Source organism: Rheinheimera sp. WS51 (assembly GCF_050936095.1).
Lineage (GTDB): Bacteria > Pseudomonadota > Gammaproteobacteria > Enterobacterales > Alteromonadaceae > Alishewanella.
The window spans coordinates 16,258-33,583 of sequence record NZ_JBOTRC010000007.1; the positions used below are offsets into that span (position 1 = coordinate 16,258).

18 protein-coding genes and 1 pseudogene are annotated in these 17,326 nt (G+C 41.8%); 8 read left to right on the forward strand and 11 right to left on the reverse strand.

Features of this window, described 5'->3' with window-relative positions; all coding sequences use genetic code 11:
- The first annotated feature begins 160 nt into the window (after window positions 1–160).
- From gndA to ACRCA4_RS09585, 7 genes are all read left to right on the forward strand, one after another.
- Entirely contained in the window at window positions 161–1,681 is a 1,521-nt protein-coding gene (gene gndA / locus ACRCA4_RS09555) for an NADP-dependent phosphogluconate dehydrogenase (RefSeq protein ID WP_433187492.1), read from the forward strand.
- Window positions 1,678–2,877 (forward strand): formate-dependent phosphoribosylglycinamide formyltransferase, encoded by a 1,200-nt coding sequence (gene purT, locus ACRCA4_RS09560; RefSeq protein ID WP_433187495.1) that lies wholly within the window; start codon window positions 1,678–1,680, stop codon window positions 2,875–2,877. Before gndA ends, purT begins: the two co-directional genes overlap by 4 nt.
- A gap of 80 nt (window positions 2,878–2,957) precedes the next feature.
- Window positions 2,958–3,731: an ABC transporter ATP-binding protein gene (locus tag ACRCA4_RS09565; protein ID WP_433187498.1), complete on the forward strand. Its 774-nt coding sequence runs from the start codon at window positions 2,958–2,960 to the stop codon at window positions 3,729–3,731.
- Between the two features lie 22 nt (window positions 3,732–3,753).
- A complete protein-coding gene (locus tag ACRCA4_RS09570; RefSeq protein ID WP_433187501.1) occupies window positions 3,754–4,746 on the forward strand; it encodes a FecCD family ABC transporter permease in 993 nt (330 codons plus the stop codon).
- 37 nt (window positions 4,747–4,783) lie between these two features.
- Entirely contained in the window at window positions 4,784–5,383 is a 600-nt protein-coding gene (gene cobO, locus ACRCA4_RS09575) for a cob(I)yrinic acid a,c-diamide adenosyltransferase (RefSeq protein WP_433187504.1), read from the forward strand.
- A complete protein-coding gene (locus ACRCA4_RS09580; protein ID WP_433187506.1) occupies window positions 5,380–6,300 on the forward strand; it encodes a cobalamin-binding protein in 921 nt (306 codons plus the stop codon). Before cobO ends, ACRCA4_RS09580 begins: the two co-directional genes overlap by 4 nt.
- Window positions 6,301–6,466: 166 nt before the next feature.
- A complete protein-coding gene (locus ACRCA4_RS09585) occupies window positions 6,467–6,895 on the forward strand; it encodes a hypothetical protein (RefSeq protein ID WP_433187509.1) in 429 nt (142 codons plus the stop codon).
- Window positions 6,896–6,957: 62 nt separating this feature from the next.
- Here ACRCA4_RS09585 and ACRCA4_RS09590 read toward each other — a convergent pair.
- The 3 genes and pseudogenes from ACRCA4_RS09590 to ACRCA4_RS09600 form a co-directional block, all read right to left on the reverse strand.
- Window positions 6,958–7,691, reverse strand: a pseudogene (locus ACRCA4_RS09590) (glucose 1-dehydrogenase).
- Between the two features lie 104 nt (window positions 7,692–7,795).
- On the reverse strand, window positions 7,796–8,188 hold the full coding sequence (locus tag ACRCA4_RS09595; protein ID WP_433187512.1) for an MAPEG family protein: 393 nt from the start codon (window positions 8,186–8,188) through the stop codon (window positions 7,796–7,798).
- 84 nt (window positions 8,189–8,272) lie between these two features.
- Entirely contained in the window at window positions 8,273–9,742 is a 1,470-nt protein-coding gene (locus ACRCA4_RS09600; RefSeq protein WP_433187515.1) for a protein adenylyltransferase SelO, read from the reverse strand.
- A 165-nt stretch (window positions 9,743–9,907) separates the two neighbouring features.
- Here ACRCA4_RS09600 and ACRCA4_RS09605 point away from each other — a divergent pair, with 165 nt between their 5' ends.
- The gene (locus ACRCA4_RS09605) at window positions 9,908–10,597 is read left to right on the forward strand and encodes an MOSC domain-containing protein (RefSeq protein ID WP_433187518.1); all 690 of its coding nucleotides are present in this window, start codon (window positions 9,908–9,910) and stop codon (window positions 10,595–10,597) included.
- Window positions 10,598–10,693: 96 nt separating this feature from the next.
- On the opposite strand, the gene ACRCA4_RS09610 is transcribed toward ACRCA4_RS09605, so the two are convergent.
- From ACRCA4_RS09610 to ACRCA4_RS09645, 8 genes are all read right to left on the reverse strand, one after another.
- A complete protein-coding gene (locus ACRCA4_RS09610) occupies window positions 10,694–11,305 on the reverse strand; it encodes a hypothetical protein (RefSeq protein WP_433187521.1) in 612 nt (203 codons plus the stop codon).
- Between the two features lie 211 nt (window positions 11,306–11,516).
- Window positions 11,517–12,248, reverse strand: coding sequence for a sulfite exporter TauE/SafE family protein (locus ACRCA4_RS09615; protein WP_433187523.1), 732 nt, complete (start codon window positions 12,246–12,248; stop codon window positions 11,517–11,519).
- A 13-nt stretch (window positions 12,249–12,261) separates the two neighbouring features.
- On the reverse strand, window positions 12,262–12,960 hold the full coding sequence (locus ACRCA4_RS09620; RefSeq protein WP_433187526.1) for a pirin family protein: 699 nt from the start codon (window positions 12,958–12,960) through the stop codon (window positions 12,262–12,264).
- Between the two features lie 103 nt (window positions 12,961–13,063).
- Window positions 13,064–13,948: a LysR family transcriptional regulator gene (locus ACRCA4_RS09625; RefSeq protein WP_433187528.1), complete on the reverse strand. Its 885-nt coding sequence runs from the start codon at window positions 13,946–13,948 to the stop codon at window positions 13,064–13,066.
- Window positions 13,941–14,267, reverse strand: coding sequence for a hypothetical protein (locus ACRCA4_RS09630; protein WP_433187531.1), 327 nt, complete (start codon window positions 14,265–14,267; stop codon window positions 13,941–13,943). Before ACRCA4_RS09630 ends, ACRCA4_RS09625 begins: the two co-directional genes overlap by 8 nt.
- A gap of 44 nt (window positions 14,268–14,311) precedes the next feature.
- Complete coding sequence (locus tag ACRCA4_RS09635; RefSeq protein WP_433187534.1) at window positions 14,312–15,520, reverse strand: bifunctional alpha/beta hydrolase/OsmC family protein; 1,209 nt, start codon at window positions 15,518–15,520, stop codon at window positions 14,312–14,314.
- A 19-nt stretch (window positions 15,521–15,539) separates the two neighbouring features.
- Window positions 15,540–16,394: a pirin family protein gene (locus tag ACRCA4_RS09640; RefSeq protein WP_433187537.1), complete on the reverse strand. Its 855-nt coding sequence runs from the start codon at window positions 16,392–16,394 to the stop codon at window positions 15,540–15,542.
- A gap of 145 nt (window positions 16,395–16,539) precedes the next feature.
- Window positions 16,540–17,289 carry an SIR2 family NAD-dependent protein deacylase gene (locus ACRCA4_RS09645; RefSeq protein ID WP_433187540.1) on the reverse strand — a complete coding sequence of 250 codons (750 nt, stop codon included), beginning with the start codon at window positions 17,287–17,289 and terminating at the stop codon, window positions 16,540–16,542.
- Window positions 17,290–17,326 lie beyond the last annotated feature (37 nt).

Sequence of the window (17,326 nt, forward strand, 5' to 3'; positions counted from 1 at the left end):
ACTTTCGTATTAGGTACTGCTAAACTTTCAGTTAGATTTAATCTAGTCGAATTATCAACGGTTAAGCGTTACAGTGTAGGTTTATTCGCTGCTATTTTGTATACTGTTTGCTTTGATCTATTAAGCTTCTTCGATTAATTACTTAATAAAGGGTTGTCAGATGGCAGAACCAAAATGTGATATTGGATTTATCGGCGTTGGGGTAATGGGTAAAAACCTTATTTTAAATTTAGCCGATAATGGATATCGCATCGCGGCATTTGACTTAGATCACCAAAAGCTTGAGCAGTTACTAAAACAAGATACACAAGAGCACCCTAAAGCAGCGCGCATTGTTGCTTGTCGCTCTTACACTGAGTTGTTAGCGTGTTTAACACCGCCACACCTCATTATTTTATCTGTGCCTGCAGGTAAAGCGGTAGATGATGTTTGTTATAAGCTAATAGATGCTGGGGTAGCAGCGGATGATATTATTGTTGATATGGGCAACAGTTTATGGACAGATACCGTTAGCCGTGAGAAAAAATTTGAAAGCAAATTTATCTTCTTTTCTACAGCTGTATCAGGTGGTGAAGTAGGCGCACGATTTGGTCCCTCTTTAATGCCAAGCGGTGATCCCTATGCCTGGACCCGAATTAAACCCATCTGGCAGGCTATATCAGCCAAGGTTGATCCTGTAACAGGGCAGCCTATTGAACGTTACGAGCCCGGCAATCCTGTTACCGAGGGCGAGCCTTGTGCCGCTTATATTGGCCCTAGTGGCTCGGGCCATTATGTGAAAATGGTACATAATGGTATTGAATATGCTGATATGCAGCTAATATGCGAAGCCTATCAGGTAATGCGCGATATTCTGCATATGCCCGCATCAGAAATAGCCACTGTATTCCAACAATGGAATCAAGGCCCGCTGCATAGCTATTTAATTGAAATTAGTGGCCAAGTGTTAGCAACAAAAGACTCAGAAACCGGCTTACCTTTAGTTGATGTAATTATGGATAAAGCAGGACAAAAAGGGACTGGCTTATGGACGGCAGTCAGTAGTTTACAAATAGGCAGCCCAGCGCCAACTATAGCAGAGGCGGTGTATGCCCGCGCCATTTCAGCCCTAAAGTCAGAGCGGGTTAAAGCCGCAACAACACTGCAAGGCCCAACTGAAAATATTATTTCTAAAACTGAAAAGCAAAAGATTATCCAGTCATTACATGATGCCTTATACTGCGCCAAAATATGTGTGTATGCACAAGGCTTTAATCTGATGAAAATGGCGGCTAAAGAATATGGCTGGACATTAAACTTTGCTGAAATAGCCAAAATATGGCGGGCAGGTTGTATTATTCGGGCGGTGTTTTTGCAATCGATAGTCCACGCTTTTCAACGCGACGATGAACTTGAAAATTTATTGCTAGATCCTTTTTTTGCTAAACAAATTTCTCAATACCAACAAAATTGGCGTAAATCTGTGGCTAATGCCACCTTAGCGGGTATACCGGTGCCGGCGCTAAGCTCTGCGTTAAGTTATTACGATTCTTACCGAACTGCTGTACTACCGGCTAATTTATTACAAGGACAGCGAGACTTTTTTGGGGCTCATACATTTGAGCGCACCGATAAAGCGAAAGGTAAACAATTTCATGTCGAGTGGAGCCATCCTGATAGACCCATGGTAAAAATAAAATGAATAAACCCAAGTTAACAATAGGAACGCCAGGCACCACTAGCAGTAGCAAAGTATTACTGTTAGGGGCTGGAGAACTAGGTAAAGAACTGTGTATTGAATTAAAGCGCTACGGGTGTGAAGTTATTGCGGTTGATCGCTATGCAAATGCACCAGCTATGCAAGTTGCCGATAAAGCCGTTGTAATGTCTATGCTAGATAATGCGGCTTTGCGTCAATTAGTTATAACTGAAAAGCCCAACTATATAGTTCCTGAATTAGAAGCTATAGCAACATCGGTATTAATTGAGTTAGAACAAAATGGTTTTAATATTATCCCCAGTGCTAAAGCCGTTAGTTTAACCATGAATCGCGAGGGCATTCGTCAATTAGCCGCTGATGAATTACAACTGCCAACCTCAGACTATCAATTTGCTAGTGATAAAGCCGGATTTTACTCTGCGGTTAACACTATAGGTTATCCTTGTGTGGTTAAGCCGGTGATGTCTTCATCGGGTAAAGGGCAAACTATCTTGCGTGATGAAAGCCAACTAGAGCATGCATGGCAATTTGCCCAAGAAGGGGGCCGAGCAGGCAAGGGGCGCATTATTGTTGAAAGTTTAGTGGAATTTGATTATGAAATAACGCTACTGACTGTGAATAGCGTCTCGGGTGTCCAGTTTTGTCAGCCTATAGGCCATCGCCAAGAACGCGGTGATTATCGTGAAAGCTGGCAGCCACAAGCGATGAGTCAGCCCGCTTTAGAAAAAGCCCAGCGTTATGCCAAGCAAGTTGTTGAAGCCTTAGGCGGCTTTGGAATTTTTGGTGTTGAGTTCTTTGTCAAAGGCGATCAAGTTTGGTTTAGTGAAGTCTCACCTCGGCCACATGATACCGGTATGGTAACCCTTATTTCTCAGCAATTAAGTGAGTTTGCATTACATGCTCGTGCCATACTCGGCTTACCTATACCTAAGATTAAACATTATGGTCCAGCCGCTTCTGCGGTGTTATTAGTGAGTGGTAATAGCCAGAATATTCAATACCATGGTCTAAGCCAAGCTTTACTGCAGCCAGATACAGAAGTGCGCATTTTTGCTAAGCCTGAAGTGCAAGGAGAGCGGCGTATGGGCGTGGCATTAGCCTTAGCCGACACGGTGCAGTTAGCTACAGATAAAGCCGTTCAGGTTATTAACCAGCTTAGCGTTAGCTTTAATGATTAAAATATTGCTAATTAAACGCCAAAGTATCAGGCTGCAAAAAAAGCTGACTTTGGCTTTAGGTTATTGGTTTGGGGCTATTTGTGTTAACACTTAGCGATATTAGCTTGCGCCTTGGCAATAAAAATATATTAAATTCCATTAGTTTTAATTTACAGCCTAAGGAGTTTCTAGGTGTTATAGGTCCAAATGGGGCGGGTAAAAGTTCTTTGCTTAACTTAATACAAGGCGCATTAATGCCTAATCAAGGGCAAATAAGGTTAAAGCAGCAAAATTTAAACCATTATAGCCAAGTTGAACGGGCTAAATTAGTGGCCGTTGTTAGCCAAACGCTAAGCCCTGTTTTTAGCCTAAGTGCAGCAGAAGTCGCAACAATGGGCTTGATACCTTATAAAAACTGGTATCAGGCCAACACAGAAGCAGATCATCAGCGCGTAGCTCAAGCGTTAGCGACGGTTGGCCTTAGCGATAAAGCCGAACAGCGAGTAGACACCTTATCGGGCGGCGAGCAACAACGTTTATATATTGCCAAAGCCTTAGTACAACAGCCTGAATTATTGTTATTAGATGAGCCGACCAATCATCTGGATGTTTTATACCAACACCAAATATTACAACTGATCCGCCGATTAAATATTAGTGTGATCGCCTGTTTGCATGATCTTAACTTAGCGGCTTTATATTGCGATAAGTTAGTATTAATCCAACAAGGAAAAATAGTCGCCTTAGGCAGTCCAGAGCAGGTGTTACAACCAAGATTACTCGAGTCAGTATTTGGACTTGCTTGTGAAATTTATCAACATAGCCAGTTGGCTAAGCCGCAAGTGCTGTTTTATCCCTGCGAGCAACTAGATTAAATAACAAAGCGATGGCGTAATTATGTTTAAAAAGCAGGCCCCAGTATTTTTTATTGCCATCAGTTTACTTTTACTGGTAAGTCTTTTGGTCAGCTTAATGCTTGGAACCGCAGACATTAGCATTAACGATATGTTTAAACTGCTAGTTGGTGATACAACAGATAATGCAATTGCCCAAACAATTATCTGGCAAATTAGACTACCTCGTTTATTGAGCGCTTGCTTAGTCGGTGCCGGCTTAGCGGTTGCTGGCGCTATACTACAAAACACAACCCGTAACCCATTAGCGGATCCTTATTTATTTGGCTTAATGGCAGGGGCAGGCTTAGGCGCTACGGTTGTGAGTCTTTTATTACCGGCGCATTTTATCAGTATTGCCATTGGTGCCTTTATTGGCGCTATGCTGGCGGTTATTTTAGTCTTTGCAGTTTGTATTGGCAGCAATTGGCGTAAACCAGAAATTAGTTTATTAGCCGGTGTTGCCGTGTCTTTTATGCTAAGCGCCTTAACCAGCTTTATTTTATATTTTGCCGAGCCATTTGCCGCTAATCGAGTGATTTTTTGGCTGTTAGGCAGTTTAAGCGCTACAGATTGGCAAAGTGTTAAGTTATTGGCGCCATTATTTATTCTTGTATTGTCGTTAGCGCTGGCGCTAAGAAGACAGCTTGACGCCTTACTATTAAGTGATGACAGCGCACAAAGCCTTGGCGTTAACACGGTTAAATTACGCTTAGTCTTAATTGTAGCAACAGCACTACTTACCGCAGCCATAGTAGCGCAAAGTGGCGGCATCGCTTTTGTCGGCTTAATGGTGCCTCATATTGCAAGACAGCTATTGGCTGTAACTGCAACTAAATTATTACTTGGCTCAGCTTTGTTGGGGGCTGTGTTTATGCTCTGGGTAGATAATCTAGCTAGAGTTATTTTACCGCACCAAGAAATCCCTTTAGGGGTAGTCACCTCTTTTATTGGCAGTATTTTCTTTTTAATCTTAATGCGCCGTCAGGCTAATTAGCCCAATAGTCACTTACTAAACTAGAGTATTTTAAACTATGACCACCGAGCAACAACAACGACATCGCCAGCGGCAACAACGGTTAAAGCAAAAAGTGGATCAAGCCGTACAAGCGGCAACAGAAGAAAAAGGCTTACTCTTAGTGATCACCGGCAATGGTAAGGGCAAGTCAACCTCGGGCTTTGGCACGGTAGCGCGTGCGGTAGGCCATGGTTTAACTGCTGCAGTAGTTCAGTTTATTAAAGGCAGTTGGGAATGCGGAGAGCGTAACTTACTACAACAACATGGGGTAGAATTTGCCGTTATGGCAACCGGCTTTACTTGGGATACGCAAGATAAAGCAGCAGATATAGCCGCAGCAGAGCAAGTTTGGCAGCAAGCCGAAGCATACTTGGCTGATCCGACTATTGATCTGGTTTTATTAGACGAGCTAACCTATATGCTAAGTTATCATTATCTCGAGCTGGCGCGCATTGAACAGGCCTTAGCCACAAGGCCTAAACATCAACATGTAATCATAACCGGCCGAGCTTGTCATCGGCGCTTAATAGACATAGCCGACACTGTAAGTGAGGTACAGAATATAAAGCATGCCTTTGATAATGGCATTAAAGCGCAGCAAGGAATTGACTGGTGAGCCAAGTGACTCAAGTTGCGCAAGTTACTAGTGCAGTAAAATTGGCACTAAAATCGGCAATGAAACTGGCATTACAACCGTCAATAAAATCGTTAAACAGCACGCAGTTTGTCAGTGTGTTAACACTGTTTTTGCTATTTTTCTTTACGTCATCGGCATTGGCAAAACCACAACGTATAATTAGTTTAGCCCCGCATATTACCGAGTTACTTTACACTATTGGCGCCGGTGAAAACCTTGTTGGGGTTAGCGATTACAGCGATTACCCAGAGCAAGCTTTAAACTTACCTCGGGTTGCCAGTTATGCCAGTATTAATCTCGAGGCTATTATTGCGCTAAAACCAGACTTAATTATCGCTTGGCAGCAGGGCAATGCCGCTGCTGATATTAAACGTTTACGCCAGTTTGGCTTTACAGTGGAAATGTCTAGCCCGGTGAAACTAGATGATATAGCTAATGAGTTAATACAATTAGGCCAACTGACCGGTTATACCGAGCAAGCAGAAAGTAAAGCAAGAGACTTTAAACAACAATTAACGGCATTACGACAGAAATACCAGCAAAGTAAGCCGTTAAGAGTTTTTTTTACCATGAGTACTAACCCCTTAAGCAGCGTGGCCAATAACGCATGGCCCCAGCAAATGCTAACGGTTTGTGCGGCAGAAAATATTATTAAGCCAAGCGCAGGAGACTACCCATTAGTGGGCATAGAGCAGGTTGTTATCGCACAACCTGAAGTAATTATTCAGGCTGATAAAACAGGAGTAAAACAAGAGTATTGGTTAAACTACCGCCAGATCCCAGCGGTAGAAAAACAACAATTTTTAGCCATTGATCCTGATTACTTGTTCAGAATGACACCGCGCACCTTGCTTGGTATTAAACAACTATGTCAGGGCTTAGACGTTTATCGTTAAGCTAGCAAAATAAAAGGCTAAAATTAATCATATTTCACTCAAAAAAGCTTAGTTTTTTACTTCTATTTTTGTTTTTTGACTTTAAATGCTAATTAGTTACAGCTGATTTCTCTATAAAGCTGAACATGAGATAAAATATACAGAGTAAAACTACCAAGGACGATCAATGAATATTATTGCCTTAGCGGCCAATTGGGTTGAGCAGCAACAACATGTGATTGCTAAAACAGGCCGATCTTTAACCGATGCCGAGCAAGCAATAGCCAAGCAGGTTGGGGTGGAAAAACCTGAAGCGGTATTTATAGCGCAAGTGCCTGCTATAGAGCGCCCAGCACAGGCTGAACTTGCTGCGTTGTGTCAACAACAAGGCTTTTTAACGGATGATACTATAGGCTTAACCTTAGGCTATGGCATTTATATAAAGCAGGGCCATTTAACTACCCGTTTGTTATCTCATGAATTACGCCATGTTTATCAATATGAGCAGGCAGGCTCTGCCGAGGCTTTTTTAAGCCGCTATATTGCTCAAGTGATGCAATATGGTTATGCCGATGCACCGCTTGAAATTGATGCTAGGGCACATGAAATAAGTTAAAAGTATAAAACACCTAACAGCGAAAGCTTTAGCTGTTAGGTGTTAATTATTCCACTGGGTGTTTATTGTGCAGTTAAGCCGCCATCAACCACAAACTTTGAGCCGGTTGAGTAGCTAGAGTCATCTGAGGCTAAATACAGTACTAACTGCGTAACTTCTTCTACTTTGGCTAAGCGTTTTAACGGAATGGTTTTAGCAAAAGCCGCAACGGCGTCTTTAGTGTCGGCTTGCATTATCATTGGTGTTTCTATTACGCCAGGGTGTACCGAATTAACTCTAATACCAAAAGCAGCACACTCTAAAGCTGCGGCTTTGGTCATACCGGTAACTGCAAATTTAGAATCGGTATAGCCAATAGCCCCGCCAACTAAGCCATTAATAGATGAAATATTAACAATAGAGCCTCCACCGGCTTTTTTCATTGAGCTAATAACCGCTTTCATTCCTAAAAATACCGACACTTGGTTAGTATCAACAATGCGCCGATAGTCTTCTAAAGACGTATCAAGAATAGACTTCGCCATGGTAATGCCAGCATTATTAACCAACACATTCACAGGGCCAAACTGCTGCTCAGTGCTGGTAATCACTTTTGCCAATCTTGCTCGCTAGTGACATTTTGCTGAATAAATAAAGTATTTTCGCCCAATTCAGCCGCTAAAGCTTGGCCTTTATCTTGATTTAAATCGGTAATAACAACCTTTGCCCCTTCGGCAATAAACCTGCGAGCATGAGCTTCCCCCATACCTTGGGCTGCACTAGTTATAATAACCACTTTATCTTGTAAACGAGTCATAATAAGTTCTTAATATGGGGGCAGAGTTAATTAATAAAATGTTAATTCATTAAGTGCTGCAGCTTCGTTCTTCTGGTGAAGAATAGCGCAGCTAACTAAGTAAACTAAACAAATAAGGCAATAATTGCCATAGCAAAACAGCATGCCATACCTAAAAACCAAATCAGCGAGCGTAAGGTTGCTAAGTTAAACCAATAACAGCATAAATAACCAACACGGCTAAGTACAAATAGCCAGCCTAGGGTAACACTTAAGCTGCCAACAGGACCGCTTTGCGCTGTTATTAACACCGCAGCGGCGAATATAGCTAAGGCTTCAAAGCTGTTGTAATGGGCCGCATTGGCACGCTGGCCAAAGCCCTCTAAAGTTGCTTGTTGTTTTCTGGGATTGTTATTGTCGTAGCGGCCGGCTTTATTCATGGCAAAGGCAAGGGGCACCTTAGCAAGGTAAGGTAAAAACATGGTTACTAATAAACTAGTTAATAATGACGCTAGCATAATGTGCTCTCTTCTTAAGTAAAATAGTTAAGTGAAAACTAGCTTTAAGCTAAAGCTTAGCTAATATTCTGTGTTGTGTTTGCTTTAAGTACCACAAAAGGTATTTTTAATTTTTTCATCTTTGCTAGGTGGCAACGCCAAAAAGCTATCGGCCTCTTGCAAAGTGAAAGGTGAAGCTAACGCCTGTTTTAATTGATTAAATAAGCTTAAATCGCCCTCTGTAGTGGCTTGCTGTATTACCTTCGCAATAATATGGTTACGCGGAATAATTGCAGGGTTAGTCGCGTCCATTTTAGTTTTTACTTCACTAAGGCTAATATCTTGCTGGGCTAAGCGCTGTTGCCATGCAACTAACCAGCTTTGCCATTCAGTTGTGTACGTGACTAAAGGTGTTAAGCCGTTAGTTGTGTCTGTGACATTTTGACTTAATAGACGAAAACTTTGACTAAAATCTAAATTATCGTTTTGCAATATCTGTAACAAGTTACCTATTAAGGCTTCATCATTAGCCGTAACTTGCTGTAAGCCTATTTTTTTTGCCATTAAATCTAAAAAATAGCCTTCATTTAACTTAGCAAAACCCTGTACTGCTTCGCTGGCTAAAGTAATGGCTTGCTGTTGGTCTTCATCAATTAGCGCTAATAGGGCTTCAGCAAAACGGGCTAAATTCCAACTAGCCATTTTAGGCTGATTGCCCCAAGCATAGCGACCTTGGCTGTCGATATAACTAAACACTTGGGCTGGGTTGAAGTTATCCATAAAAGCACAGGGGCCATAATCGATGGTTTCGCCACTTATACTCATATTATCGGTGTTCATTACGCCATGAATAAAACCAATGCTCATCCATTTCGCTATGAGATAAGCTTGTTTATCAATAACTGCAGTCAAAAACGCTAAATAAGGATTAGTTTGCTGTAAACACTCAGGGTAATGGCGTTGAATAACATAATCGGTAAAGGTTTTAAGCTCCTCTTTATCGCCTCTATTAGCTAAAAACTGAAAACTACCAACACGAAAGTGGCTTTTAGCCATGCGGGTTAAAATGGCACCCGGCTCAGCGACTTCGCGCTGCACCCAATCGCCAGTAATTACTGCTGCTAAGGCGCGGGTTGTTGGTACATTAAGCGCATGCATGGCTTCGCTAACTAAATACTCGCGCAAAACTGGGCCAAGCGGCGAGCGGCCATCGCCACGACGCGAAAAGGGGGTAGAGCCTGCACCTTTTAGCTGTAAGTCCAGGCGTTGTTCGTTTTGGGTTATAACCTCGGCTAATAATATGGCTCGGCCATCACCTAATTGCGGTACAAAATGGCCAAACTGGTGGCCGGCATAAGCATGAGCAACTGGCGTGGCCCAGTCAGGTACATCATTACCACTAAATAGGGCGAGGCCAGCATCGGTTTGCCAGTATGATTTGGGTAGCTGTATTTGTGCTGCTAAATCGGTATTAAAGGCCAGCCATTGTGGTGCAGGAACTGCTGTTGGCATGCAAGCTTTACTGTATGGCGTAGCTAAAGCTGCTAGGCTATTATCAACCTTAAATTCATTCATAAAAAAGAGCCTATTTTAATAGCGAGATAAATACCATGCTGTACAGTGTACAGAGCACTATACTAGATACAAAGTTACTGGATAAAAAACTACTAGGTTTAAAGCCTAGTTCAACTTTAGGTAACCTGATAGCCTACAGTTTATCGTTAATTGGATAGCATTTACATGACAACATTTTATCTTAATGGCGTGTATCGCGGTAAACCAGAAAATCGCTATGGCATTCATACGGCCATAAATAAGCAAGCAGTAGAGCAAGCGGTATATTTAACTAAGCATGGCTTAACAGATGATGCTTCAGCCGATACTAAGCACCACGGTGGATTAGAGCGCGCCTTACATCAATATCCTTTAGAGCATTATGCTTATTGGCTAAGTAAGTATCCTAGCATAGCGTGGCAACCACCAGGCATGGGTGAAAACATTAGCTCTACCGGCATGACCGAGCATAATGTGTATATAGGTGATCGCTATCAGTGGGGCGACGCTATTATTGAAGTTAGCCAGCCACGCTCACCTTGTTATAAATTAAATAAACGCTGGGATAATGATAATATTTCGGTAGATATGCAGCAAAGTGGTTACTGCGGGTGGCTATATAGAATTATTCAGCCAGGACAAGTTAGTATTAATGAGCCGCTTATTTTACAGCAACGCTTAGCACAAGCTCTTAGTGTGGCTGAAACCTGCCGCTTATTTTTTACCGATCCTTTAAATAAACAGCATTTAGCAAGCTTACGCCAACAAACTAAGCTTTCTGCGAGTTGGTTAAGTAAAGTAGAGCAGCGTATTGCAACAAATAAAGTTGAGAATTGGCAGTTTCGTTTGCATGGGGTGGATAACACTTTGAGCTAAAAGTAAGCCCAGAGTTTAAGCTTAAGGGTTAAGCTTAGGGATAGAGTGCGGATCACTTGGCGGTTAACCAAGTGATCCTTAAGTGATCCTTAGTAACTAGTCTTTTACTTCAACAAAATCTAGCGCCATAAAGCTTTCTAACGAGTCGTCTTTAATCTCTAGCCAAGGCTCGGGCAACTCAGTTGCCGTTGTATCAGTAATAGTAGAAGTATAGGTTTTCTCACGAAAACGCATAATGTCTTCTTGTTTATCCAGTAACCATTGCTTAAACAATTCAGCTTGCTTTTCAACCGCAAAGTCAGGGTAATCAATAGCGTTTAACAAGTCGCGAATGTAAGCTCCCTGAAAATCTATCTCTTGATTACAATCTGCTACTTTTTCATAGCGCTGCAACCAATGCTGGATATCACTTAAGCGTTGTTCCGCATTAGGTAATACTTTATCACCTAGCATTACATCGCGGGCATACCATGCCTGAGCATCAAACATATTAAAGGTATAGTATTGATCCTGCATGCCTAAATAAATCAGCTTAGGGTTGGATTGAAAAAATATACCTTTATACAAATTATCTGGATACAAACAGTTGTAGGTTTGTAAGCGCAAAGCATCCGGTAAAAATGGAAAATGAAATAAATAGCCAGTACACATAATAATGGCATCAAATGCTTTACTACTGCCTCTACGCTTTTTTGCATATTTTTGCAAAATGTATGCATTTTGTTTCTTTTGGGTTTTAAGGGGGAGTAGAAATAAATTTAATGTAAGCCATTAAAAAATTAGAAATTTATTTTAATGTTTTAATTGTGCCATATAATTTGTTAAGTGTGGGTTTATTCAAAAACCGATAAGGTTGTGAATGGAAATATGTTTGAGGTTGGAGGCTTGGTATAAAAAGCCTAAAAAACTTTAGAAAAAATTAGTTAACAAATAATAACCAGCAACCTAAGATTAACAGTAAATAATTCATGACCTTTAAAAATAACTGCTTATCGATAGCGTTATTTATTTTTACGCCAATCCAGTTGCCAACGAAGGCTAATGGGAAAAACAGCAGGGCAGTTAGTACTGTTTCTGACGTTAATAGGCCAAAAGATAGCGCAGCGGCAAGCTTTAGCAGGTTCATGCTAGCAAAGAAGATAGCAGCGGTAGCAACAAATTTGCTTGGGGTTAAACCTATAGCGGTAAAATAAATAATAATAGGCGGGCCACCGGCGTGAACTAAGCTGCTGGTAATACCAGAGAACATCGACATAATAACCGCGCCAATTTTATTGCTTAGAAAACAAAGAGAGCTTTGCTTAAATAGAATATTTCTTATAGCGAAAATAATACAAATAAAAGCAATAATAAACCTAAGGTGGTTGGCATTAATTATATCAATAATTAAGTAGGCAATAATAACGCCAACAATAGCGCCAGGTATAAGCGGTAATAACAACTTGTTATCCCATTTACGCCAAAAGCTTTTTACACTTAAGGCATCGCCAATAATTAACAGAGGCAACATTAAAGCAATAGCTTGGCTAGCGGGCAGTTTAAGCATTAAAAGGGGCACGGCGAATACGCCTAATGCCCCTGCAAACGCAGATTTTGATATCCCAATTAGTACTACAACAAAGGCTATTAATACTAAGGTTGTTATATCCATTATCGCGTTTTACCTATCGTGCAGCGGGTAATTCAAACCACAGGGCTTCTACATCAGAGCTAGCTTGCAATTCAAACGCTTGCTTAGGCTCCATGGCAAAAGCATCACCTGCAGAGAACGACTCACCAGCAACGTTAAGCTCGCCTTTAACTAAATGTAAATATCCAATGTAATCACCGGGTGTTAGGTTAAAAGTATCATTCTGCTGCAAAACCATTCGCGATACAGTCGCATCTTGGTTTAACGATAAAGTCCCATTTTCACCTGTAGCGGTAACTAAGGGTGTTAGCTGGCCATTTTGTGGGATGTTTTTTTGTTCATAACTTGGTTTTATACCCATTTTATTAGGTTGGATCCAAATTTGAAAAAACTTCACTTTATCGGTATCTGAGGGGTTAAACTCAGAGTGCATTACACCGCTACCGGCACTCATACGCTGCACATCACCTGCAGGCACAATATGCTTATTGCCTTCACTGTCTTCGTGCTTTAACGCGCCTTCAGTAACATAAGAAATTATTTCCATATCACGGTGACCATGAGTACCAAAACCTTGGCCAGGCATCACCATATCGTCGTTAATTACTCGAAGCGCTGAGACACCCATATGTTTTGGATCATAATAGCTACCAAAAGAAAAGCTATGCTTACTTACTAACCAACCTAAGTTTACCGCGCCTCTATCTGCTGAACGTCTAATATATTTAATCATCTGTAAATTCCTTCATTAATTACAATGAGGTTACTTTAGTCCTTTATGTTATCGATTAAAATTAGTTAATTTACTACTTATCGTTCTACTTAAAAGAATGTTGTTACTGTTGCTCACAGCGGTAGCGTAATTCAGCTAAAAAAGCGTTGGCAGCAGGCCCTAGGCTGTCGCCATCTTTAAAGATTAGATACAACTGCATAGTGCGCGTGCTGTTTTGTTTTAGTGGCAGGGGCTTTAACTCGCCAGTTGCCAGTTTTTGCTCAATAGCGCTCGTTGGCAACCAAGCAAAACCCAAACCTTTGCAAATCATATCTACAGAGGTGCGCAAGTGGCTTACTGTCCAACGTTGATGAGCACCAAGCCAGCCAGAATTACTTTTAGTGGCTAAGGCGGAATCTCGTACTACCACTTGGCGGTGACTTTTTAAATCTTCTACCGTTAATTCACGGTCAATAGAATGTAGGGCGTGATCGGGGTGAGCGACAGCAACAAACTCAATTTGGCTAAGCTGCTCGCTAAAACCCTCTTTTAACATAACAGGCGAGATGCCAATATCAACCTCTGCATTATCAACTAATTCGCAGGCACCACTTAATACCGACTCCACAAGCTCAATTTGCAGCATGGGGTATTGCGAGGAAACACTTTCTAAAACCTGATAAAGCAGTGTATGCGGAAACATTTCATCAATGGCTATGCGTAAACTCGCTTCTGTGCCTTGGCCAAGGGTTTGGCCAACAATCTCTAGCTTAGCAGCTTCATCTAGCAAAAAATTAGCTCGTCTTAACATAAGCTCACCGGCTTCTGTGAGTACGGTTTTTCTGCCTTCAATCTTAAACAGCTTTACGTTTAAGCCATTTTCTATTTTACCTACGGCATTATGGATACTCGATTGGCTTTTATGAATACCTTGGGCGGCCTGATTAAAGCCGCCATATTGCACCACGGCACGAAACATGCGCCATTGCTCAAGTGTTACCCTAAGCATTGCTTTCCCCTTTAGAGCTTGCTGGCGTAGCTGACTTATTTAGATCGCCTTGTTGCTCTTTGCAGGCATTAAGTTGCTGCTGTTGTTGTTTATCGTCGGTAAGCACTTGTTTTAAATCTTCTAAGCGCTGTTTAACTGCGATGCCATAGCTGCGATCATCACCCCACAAATGGGCTAATTTATGCAAAGATTCTTCGTCATGTTCTGAAAACAACTTACCGGCAAGTAAATAACCTAGCACCGAGCCTAAGCCAAGCCGTTTAGCTATAGGAACGGCCACTATGGCTGCGGCTAAATATATTAAGGCAATTTGTAGCATCTAGACCTCTTACTTTTGGTTGTTATTTGTCGCTTGCGTTGCCTTTAGTCCGCTGTTGTTTCAACAATCAGCTTACTGTGCAGGGTTTTGTGAACAGGGCATTTATCAGCAATAGCGAGCAGGCGTTGTTTTTGCTCATCGCTTATATCGCCAGTGATCGTTATTTTTCTGGTTATAAGCTCAACACGACCATCTTGCTGCTCGCAGTTTTGACAATCTTGATGATAATTTTTGCTATGACTTAAGCTAACGCTAATATTATCAACGGCCAGTTTTTTATGCTTAGCATACATACGCATCGTCATAACAGTGCAGGCGCCTAAGGCGGCTAATAAATGCTCGTAAGGATCAGGCCCTAAATTTTGGCCACCCACAGCTTTGGGCTCATCGGCTAACCAAAAATGGCTGTCGCTGCTAACATTTAGGGTAAAGTTATGATCTTTTTCCGACACCAGCACACTGCCTTTACTGACAGGCGATGTCTTATCGCTAGGGGTTGTGTCGTACTCTAGGTATTTATCGGCCCAGCCACTGATAACCGTTGCCGCGTATTCTGCATCTGCTTTGTTAGATAAAAAGTGATCAGCTTTATCTAAAGAAATAAAGCTTTTAGGGTGCTTAACGCTAGTGTAAATTTGTTCAGCTTGGTTAATAGAAACCACAGTATCTACGGGGCTGTGCAACAGCAACACGGCTTTGCCTTTAAGATCAAAGTTGTGCTGGCTATTATTTGTAACATCATCAATAAACTGCTTTTGAATGCTAAATTCTCTTGGACCTAATTGAACCTTAGCGACACCATCACGCTTTATGGTGTCTAGGCTATCGGCAAAGTTATGAATAACATGCTCCGCTTTTGCTGGTGCCGCTATAGCAACAACAGCGTTAATTGACGGTATTCTATTCGCCACAGCAAGCACAGCAGCACCACCTAAACTATGGCCGATTAGCAGTTGTGGCGCTTGGTAATGCTGGCTTAAATGCTCGGCAGCTGCGGTTAAATCAGCCAAATTTGAGCTAAAGTTGGTATTGGCAAAGTCACCATCGCTATTACCTAAACCGGTAAAATCAAAGCGTAAAACAGCAATACCTTTGGCAACTAAAGCACGGGAAATTCGACTAGCTGCTGCGATATCTTTGCCACAGGTAAAGCAGTGGGCAAATATTGCATAGGCTTTAACCTCGGTGGCGGGTGACTCCAGCAAACCAGAAAGGCTAATGCCGTTACTTAAAAATGTTATCTGCTTTCTCATGAAATCACCCTTTGTTAAATTACTTAAGTGGAATAAATTCTTTGTCGTCGCCTGGAATAGTCGGGAAGCGACCATTTTTCCAATCGTCTTCAGCTTGTTTAATACGCTCTTTACTAAAAGAAACAAAGTTCCAAGAAATAAAAGGCACTTGCTCGAACTTCTCACCGCCTAACATGACAAAACGGCCATCGGTTGCAAGCTCAATGTCGCCATCATTTGGCTCAATTAAAATAAATTCATTAGTGCCAAAGGTTTCACCGTTTATTGTCACTTCACCACAAATAGTGAAAATAGCCATTTCTTGGTCAGGGTTAGGGCGAGTAATAACACTGCCTTTATTGGCTACAACATCAATATAAAACATAGGTGAATAGGTTTTTACCGGTGAACTTAAGCCATAAGCCTCACCAACCACTAAACGCATCATGACGCCTTCGTGGGTAATGTGCGGTAAATCAGTTTTTTTAGTATGACTAAAGGCGGGTTCTAATTCTGCCATTGCCTGTGGCAGTGCAACCCAGCATTGTAAGCCGCTTATTTCATGCAGGTTAGCACGCACTTCAAAGCTTTCTCGCTCAGAATGCGTAATGCCTTTACCAGCTGTCATCCAGTTAACATCACCTGGCTTAATTTCTAAGTTATTACCTAAAGAATCACGGTGCAAAATGCTCCCGGTAAATAAATAGGTTAAAGTAGATAAACCAATATGTGGATGCGGCCTAACATTAATACCTTGACCAGCAGGGAAGTTATTTGGGCCCATTTGATCAAAAAAGATAAAGGGACCGACCATGCGTTTTTCTTGATGGGGCAGCACGCGCCTAACGTTTAAGCCGCCAATGTCATGCTCTTTTGCTTTAAGAATTTTAGCCATTAAGGGAGTTCCCTGTTTATCATTCTTATTTGAGTAATGAATGCATTGTATTTACTGTGGATACATTCTTCAATAGTGAATATTAGCGCGAATTATGCTAAGTGCATCACAACAAGAGAGATTTTTAGCAAAAAGCGATGCTAGCTTATGACGATAAAAGCATTAGCCATTGGTTAACTAATTGTGGCACTAAAATGGCAGCATCGCCTTGTTGAATGTGAAAGCCTTGGCTTAGTTTGTTCGCTTTGGCTGCTTGGCCGGGGTGTTTATCAATAAGGTGTTTTTCGGCCGAGGCTTTAGCGCTTAGCAACAGGCTGGCTGCGGGCTCTACTTGCAGTGAGCTGCCTACTACCAACACTTTACTGGCTTCACTTATATGCTCACTGGCCAGCATTAAATTCGGCACGGCTTCACCAAACCACACAATATTAGGCCGCCAATTTTCTGGCTGCCACATGCTGCCATCTGGAGCGCGGCTACCAAGGCTAAACTCAGTGTCGCCGACATCAAATATTGTGTCTGGTTTAGCCAGCATACGCATTTCATTTAGTTTACCGTGTAAATGAATAACCTCAGTAGAACCTGCACGTTCGTGTAAGTTATCGACATTTTGCGTAATAACCACCACTTTATAGTGTTGCTCTAATGCAGCAATGGCTACATGGGCGGCATTAGGTGTAGCTTTTGCTGCGGCTAATCGTCGGCTTTGGTAAAACTGATGTACTAAGCTTGGGTTAGCAGCAAAGCCTTCTGGTGTTGCTAGCTGATAGACATCATATTTTTGCCATAAACCATCGTTATCCCTAAAGGTGGGTAAGCCGCTGGCGGCACTAATGCCGGCACCGCTAAAAACGACAATTTTTTCAAGTTTTGCTTTAGATGTTTGGCTTGGCAATGAAGACTCCGCTTAAAAAGGTTTTATAGGCTTAGAT

What these genes read in the sequence shown, in the direction of transcription:
- ACRCA4_RS09620 (WP_433187526.1), bottom strand. Translation starts at nt 12,960, where the DNA reads ATGATTAAATATATTAGACGTTCAGCAGATAGAGGCGCGGTAAACTTA.
- ACRCA4_RS09570 (WP_433187501.1), top strand. Translation starts at nt 3,754, where the DNA reads ATGTTTAAAAAGCAGGCCCCAGTATTTTTTATTGCCATCAGTTTACTT.
- cobO (WP_433187504.1), top strand. Translation starts at nt 4,784, where the DNA reads ATGACCACCGAGCAACAACAACGACATCGCCAGCGGCAACAACGGTTA.
- ACRCA4_RS09625 (WP_433187528.1), bottom strand. Translation starts at nt 13,948, where the DNA reads ATGCTTAGGGTAACACTTGAGCAATGGCGCATGTTTCGTGCCGTGGTG.
- ACRCA4_RS09630 (WP_433187531.1), bottom strand. Translation starts at nt 14,267, where the DNA reads ATGCTACAAATTGCCTTAATATATTTAGCCGCAGCCATAGTGGCCGTT.
- ACRCA4_RS09615 (WP_433187523.1), bottom strand. Translation starts at nt 12,248, where the DNA reads ATGGATATAACAACCTTAGTATTAATAGCCTTTGTTGTAGTACTAATT.
- ACRCA4_RS09585 (WP_433187509.1), top strand. Translation starts at nt 6,467, where the DNA reads ATGAATATTATTGCCTTAGCGGCCAATTGGGTTGAGCAGCAACAACAT.
- ACRCA4_RS09600 (WP_433187515.1), bottom strand. Translation starts at nt 9,742, where the DNA reads ATGAATGAATTTAAGGTTGATAATAGCCTAGCAGCTTTAGCTACGCCA.
- ACRCA4_RS09640 (WP_433187537.1), bottom strand. Translation starts at nt 16,394, where the DNA reads ATGGCTAAAATTCTTAAAGCAAAAGAGCATGACATTGGCGGCTTAAAC.
- gndA (WP_433187492.1), top strand. Translation starts at nt 161, where the DNA reads ATGGCAGAACCAAAATGTGATATTGGATTTATCGGCGTTGGGGTAATG.
- ACRCA4_RS09595 (WP_433187512.1), bottom strand. Translation starts at nt 8,188, where the DNA reads ATGCTAGCGTCATTATTAACTAGTTTATTAGTAACCATGTTTTTACCT.
- ACRCA4_RS09635 (WP_433187534.1), bottom strand. Translation starts at nt 15,520, where the DNA reads ATGAGAAAGCAGATAACATTTTTAAGTAACGGCATTAGCCTTTCTGGT.
- ACRCA4_RS09605 (WP_433187518.1), top strand. Translation starts at nt 9,908, where the DNA reads ATGACAACATTTTATCTTAATGGCGTGTATCGCGGTAAACCAGAAAAT.
- purT (WP_433187495.1), top strand. Translation starts at nt 1,678, where the DNA reads ATGAATAAACCCAAGTTAACAATAGGAACGCCAGGCACCACTAGCAGT.